6 protein-coding genes are annotated in these 5,634 nt (G+C 73.3%); all 6 read left to right on the top strand.

Features of this window, described 5'->3' with window-relative positions; all coding sequences use genetic code 11:
- On the top strand, window positions 1–973 hold a 973-nt coding region (locus GPJ59_RS32645; protein WP_258025262.1), incomplete at its 5' end, for a sensor histidine kinase.
- Window positions 974–999: 26 nt separating this feature from the next.
- Window positions 1,000–1,647 carry a response regulator transcription factor gene (locus GPJ59_RS32640; protein WP_219671532.1) on the top strand — a complete coding sequence of 216 codons (648 nt, stop codon included), beginning with the start codon at window positions 1,000–1,002 and terminating at the stop codon, window positions 1,645–1,647.
- Window positions 1,648–1,709: 62 nt separating this feature from the next.
- Complete coding sequence (locus GPJ59_RS32635; RefSeq protein ID WP_219671531.1) at window positions 1,710–3,161, top strand: peptidoglycan D,D-transpeptidase FtsI family protein; 1,452 nt, start codon at window positions 1,710–1,712, stop codon at window positions 3,159–3,161.
- A gap of 67 nt (window positions 3,162–3,228) precedes the next feature.
- On the top strand, window positions 3,229–3,723 hold the full coding sequence (locus tag GPJ59_RS32630; protein WP_219671530.1) for a GNAT family N-acetyltransferase: 495 nt from the start codon (window positions 3,229–3,231) through the stop codon (window positions 3,721–3,723).
- 75 nt (window positions 3,724–3,798) lie between these two features.
- On the top strand, window positions 3,799–4,509 hold the full coding sequence (locus GPJ59_RS32625; protein ID WP_219671529.1) for a DsbA family oxidoreductase: 711 nt from the start codon (window positions 3,799–3,801) through the stop codon (window positions 4,507–4,509).
- A gap of 70 nt (window positions 4,510–4,579) precedes the next feature.
- Window positions 4,580–5,634, top strand: a 1,055-nt coding sequence (locus GPJ59_RS32620) for an aminotransferase class V-fold PLP-dependent enzyme (protein ID WP_219671528.1), incomplete at its 3' end; no start/stop codon positions are given.

Raw genomic sequence — 5,634 nt, 5'->3', positions numbered from 1 at the left:
GCTCGCGCCCGTCCTGCTCGGGCCGAGTACCGCGGAGCGGCTGGCGGCGGCCGAGGAGCGGGCCGCCGACCTCGCCGTGCGCAACCGGCTGGCCCGCGAGCTGCACGACGCGGTGGGCCACGCCCTGAGCGCGGTCACCCTCCAGGCGGCCGCCGCCCGGCGGGTGCTGGAGAGCGATCCGGAGTTCGTCCGGGAGGCGCTGGCCGCCATCGAGGACACCACCCGGCGCACGGTGGGCGAGCTGGACACCGTGCTGGGGCTGCTGCGGGACGGGGACGCCGCCCGGCCCGACGCGGCGCCCGCGCCGACCCTCGGCGCGGACCTGGCCGGGCTGCTGGCCCGTACCCGGGCCGGCGGCACGGTGATCACCGAGCACCAGGACCCGGGTCCGGTCGGGAGCTGGGACGCGCTGCCGGCGATCGTCTCCCGGGAGGCGTACCGGATCGTCCAGGAGGGGCTGAGCAATGCGCTGCGGCACGGCGCCGGCGCACCCGTGGAACTGCACCTCGCGGTGCGGCAGAAGGAGGACCTGCGTGAACTGGAGATCGTCATGACCAACCCCTGGGCCGGGGACGCCACCGCACCCGAGCGCACCACCGGCGGCCGCGGGCTGCGCGGCGCCGCCGAGCGGGCCGCACTGCTCGGCGGCAGCGTGGAGGCGGGCGCCACCCGGGCGGACGCTGGCATACCTGGAGCCCGTACGTCGGGCGTCTGCATGTCAGGCGCCGACGTGTCAGGCGTCCGCACGCCAGGTGCCGACCTGTCAGGCGCCCGGGCCTCAGGGGTCGGCACGGCGGGCGCCGGCGCGCTGGATCGCCGGACGCCAGGCGGCGAGCCATCAGGCCCCGGCGAACCGTCAGGCCCCGGCGGTATGCCAGGCCCCGGCGGCATGCCCGGCCCTGGCGGGGCCGGGCCCGGCGAAGTCCGGTGGCGGCTGCGGGCCGTGCTGCCGCTCGGGGGTGGTGCCCGGTGAGCCCCGGTGTACAGGAGCGCGCGCCGCTGCGCATCGTGCTCGCCGACGACGAGCGGATGGTCCGTACCGCCCTGCGGGTCATCCTCGACGCCGAGGAGGGGCTGGAGGTGGTCGGCGAGGCCGTCACCGGGGCCGAGGCCGTGTCCGTGGTCCGCGGCCTGGAACCCGACGTGGTGCTGATGGACGTGCGGATGCCCGAGATCGACGGTATCCGGGCCACCGAGCAGATCCTCGCGACCATGGAACGGCCGCCGCGGATCCTCGTGGTCACCACCTTCGACAACGACTCCTACGTGTACGACGCGCTGCGCGCCGGAGCCGCCGGCTTCCTGCTCAAGCGGGCCGACCCGGAGGAGCTGATCGGCGCGGTCCGGCTGGTCGCACGCGGCGACTGCCTGCTCTTCCCGGCCGCCGTCCGCCGCCTGGCCACCTCACACCGGGCCGGCGCCCCGGCCGCGGCGCCCTGGGTGGCCAGGCTGACCGAGCGGGAGGCCGAGGTGCTGGCCCTGATGGCCACGGGCCTGTCCAACCAGGAGATCGGCGAGCGGCTCGGCGTCGGGGCGCAGACCGTCAAGACCCATGTCGCCGGAGTGCTCGCCAAGACCGGCTCGCGGGACCGCACCCAGGCGGTCATCGCCGCCTACGAGGGAGGCTTCCTCATGAAGAAACACTGAGAACCCGGCCACAATCGGGGCAGAGCGGAACGGCCGGGACCGTTGGCACGTCATCAAGGGGGATGAACAAGACGATCAGGCGTGCGTCGGTCTTCTGCATGCTCCTGGTGCTGGCCCTGCTGTTGCGGGTCACGTGGGTGCAGGCGTACCAAGGCCAGGCTCTCGCAGACGACAAGAACAACCGCCGGAACACCATCGCCAAGTACGCGAACCCGCTCGGCAACATCATCGTGGGCGGGCAGTCCGTCACGGGCTCGACCGCGACGGGCGGGAAGGACTTCGCGTACAAGCGGACGTACACCGAGGGGCCGCTGTACGCGCCGATCACGGGCTACAGCTCGCAGGCGTTCGGGGCGAAGGGGCTGGAGGGCGTCTACGAGGGCATCCTCAACGGCAGCGACAGCCGGCTGAAGACCTTCATGGACCTGATCACCAACCGGCGGGCCGAGCCGGGCAACGTCCTGACCACCATCGACCGCGACGTGCAGAAGGCCGGCTACGACGCGCTCCAGGGCAAGCAGGGCGCGGCCGCCGCCATCGACCCGGCCACGGGCGAGATCCTCGCGCTCGTCAACAACCCCTCCTTCGACCCGGGCCGGATCACCGGGGCGGGCGACAGCGCAGCCTGGCAGGAGCTCTCGGCCGACCAGGGCAAGGCGCTGGAGAACCTGGCGCTGCGCAAGCCGCAGGCGCCCGGTTCCACGTTCAAGCTGGTCACGCTGGCGGCCGCGCTGGAGAACGGGCTGTTCTCGTCCATCGACACCCCGACCGGGGTGCAGGACCCGTACACCATCCCTGGCACCAGGACGGTCCTGAAGAGCGAGGCGGCGCCGCCCGCGTGCAACAACGTCTCCCTGCGCACGGCGCTGCGCCTGTCCTGCAACAACGTCTTCGCGGAGCTTGCCTCCAAGCTGGGCCAGGACAAGATGCGCGCGATGGCGGAGAAGCTCGGCTTCAACATGAAGATCGACACCCCGGTCCGCACCGACCCGCCGAGCAAGTACCCCGCGCAGAAGATGTCGATCGACCAGGTCGCGCAGACCGGTATCGGCCAGTTCGACGTGCAGGCGACCCCGCTGCAGATGGCGATGGTCTCGGCCGCGATCGAGAACGGCGGCAAGCTGGTCTCCCCGCACATGGTCACCGACGTCACCGACGCGGCCGGAAACGTGCTGGAGAGCATGCGCGACGCCCCCTCCAAGCAGGTCATGAGCGAGAAGACGGCGTCGATGGTCCGCGACGCGATGCGGACCGTGGTCGCCGAGGGCGGCGGCAAGCCCGCCCAGGTCAGCGGCGCCGAGGTGGGCGGCAAGACCGGTACCGCCCAGCGCGGCGTCAACAACAGCCTGCCCCCGCTCGCCTGGTTCACCTCCTACGGGAAGCTGAACGGCAAGCAGATCGTGGTGGCGGTCGTGATCGAGAACTCCGACACCGACCGCTCCGAGATCGGCGGCGGCAAGCTGGCCGCGCCGGTGGCGCAGAAGATGATGGAGACGTGGCTGAAGAAGAAGTAGCCGGGAACCAGCCATCCGCGGCGACGCGCCGGGAACCGCCCACCGGTCCCGGCGCGTTCCTCCTCCCATGATCGAAACCGTCATCAGAGCCGCCGTTCCCGAGGACCTCGACGCCATCGCCGCCCTGCACGCCCGGGCGCGCGCCACGTACTACGAGAGCCACATCCCCGAGGAGGCCTACGCCGGCGAGCCCGAGCTCACCCGCACCCGCGAGGGCTGGTCCCGGGCCGTCGCCCGCGCCGACGGCAGCGTCCTGTGCGCCGAGCGGGACGGCGAACTCACCGGCGTCGCCGCCTTCCGCGCCGTCGACGGCGAGATGACCCTCACCCAGCTCCACGTGGAGCCGTCCCACTGGCGGCGCGGCACCGGCGCCGCCCTCCACGACGCGTGCCTGGCCGCCTGGCGCCGGGCCGGCGTGACCCGGGTCCGCCTCGACGTCTACGAGCGCAACCTCCGCGCCCAGGCCTTCTACGCCGCCCACGGCTGGCGCCCGGACCCCGACCGGCCCCGGGAGGGCTCCCATCTCAACCTGCGCCTCACCCTCCCGTATCCCGCGGAATGAGACGGTCCGGGGCGGTGTTGTGACAGGGGCTGACACCGGAGAACGCTGACACCGGAGAACGGAGAGAGAAGGACCATGCGCGTCGAGATCTGGAGCGACATCGCCTGCCCCTGGTGCTACATCGGCAAGGCCCGGTTCGCCGAGGGGCTGTCCCGGTTCGAGCACCGGGACGAGGTGGAGGTCGTGTTCCGCTCCTTCGAGCTCGACCCGCGCGGCGCCAAGGGCGTCACCGCGCCCGTCGTGGAGATGCTCGCCAAGAAGTACGGCCGGACCCTGGACGAGGCCCGCGGCATGGAGGAGCACGTCGCGGCCACCGCACGGGCCGAGGGGCTGGCGTACAGCACCGAGGGGCGGCTGCACGGCAACACCTTCGACATCCACCGGCTGCTGCACCTGGCCGCCGCCCGCGGCCGCCAGGAGGAGCTGCTCGACCTCGCCTTCCGGGCCAACTTCGCCGACGGCGCCGGGGTCTACGACCACGGCACGCTGCTGCGCCTCGCCGTCGAGGCCGGGCTGGACGAGGCGGAGGCCCGCGAGGTCCTGGCCGACGACAGCGCGTACGCCGACGCCGTCCGGGCGGACGAGCGCGAGGCGGCCGAGCTCGGCGCGAACGCGGTGCCCTTCTTCGTCCTCGACCGGCGCTACGGGATCTCGGGCGGCCAGCCGGCCGAGGTGTTCACGCAGGCCCTCCAGCAGGCCTGGGCCGGACGCGAGGTCCCCGAGGTGAGCCCGGCGGGCGACGCGTGCGAGCCGGACGGAGCCTGCGCCGTTCCCGAGCGCTCATAAGGACTGCTTTGAGGTAGCGTGGAAAATCAGGCAATGGACTTGGGGTCGTTCCTGGGTCAGAGTGGGAGACATGGATCTTCAACTCGCCGAAGCCGTACGGGCGGAGTTCGCCTCCGCCACCACCTACCTCAACACCGCCACCTGCGGCATCCTGCCGCGGGCGGCGGTGGCCGAGGTACGGGAGCTGGCCGAGTCCGCCGGGGCCGGGACCGGCGGCCATGACGCCTTCGAGCAGGTGGACCGGGTGCGTGAACGGTTCGCCCGGCTCGTCGGCGTAGCGCCCGAGCGGGTGTCCACCGGCTCCGCGGTCTCCACCCACGTCGGCCTGGTCGCCGCCTCGTTGCCCGCCGGCGCCGAAGTGCTGTGCGTCGAGGGCGACTTCGCCTCCGTGATCAACCCGTTCGTCGTGCGGGGCGACCTCGCGCTGCGGTTCGTCGACCTGGACGACGTCGCCGACGCCGTCCGCCCCTCCACCGCCCTGGTCTCCCTGAGCGCCGTACAGTCCGCGGACGGCCGGATCGCGGACCTGGCGGCCGTGCGCAAGGCCACCACCGACGCCGGGGCGCGACTGCTGGTGGACGCCACGCAGGCGGCGGGCTGGCTGCCCTTCGACGCCTCCCCGTACGACTTCACGGTCACCGCGGGCTACAAGTGGCTGATGGGCGCGCGCGGGGCGTCCTACCTGACGGTCTCGGAGGAGGCCGAGGACAGCCTCACCCCGCTGCACGCGGGCTGGGTCGCGGCGGCTTCCAAGTGGGACGCGACGTACGGCCCGATGCCGGAACCGGCGCCCGGCGCACGGCGGTTCGACGAGTCGCCCGGCTTCCTCGCCTACGCGGCGGCCGGGCGCGGACTGGAACTCCTGGAGCGGATCGGCGCCCCGGCAGTGCACGCCCACGACACGGCCCTCGCGGCCCGCTACCGCGCCGGTCTGGCCCGGCTGGGCCTGGAGCCGGTACCGGGCAGGGCCGCCATCGTCTCCGTCCCGGGCCTCGCCGACCGCGCGCCCGCGCTCGCCGCGGCGGGCATCGCGACCGCGGGCCGCGCGGGCGCGTTGCGGGCGTCGTTCCACGTCTACAACACCGAGCACGACGTCGACCGCCTCCTCGACGCCCTGGCCGGCTG

It is taken from the genome of Streptomyces bambusae, from assembly GCF_019400985.1.
GTDB classification, from domain to species: domain Bacteria; phylum Actinomycetota; class Actinomycetes; order Streptomycetales; family Streptomycetaceae; genus Streptomyces; species Streptomyces bambusae_A.
Note: the sequence above shows the minus strand (reverse complement) of the source record. Positions and strands in the feature narration are given on the sequence as shown.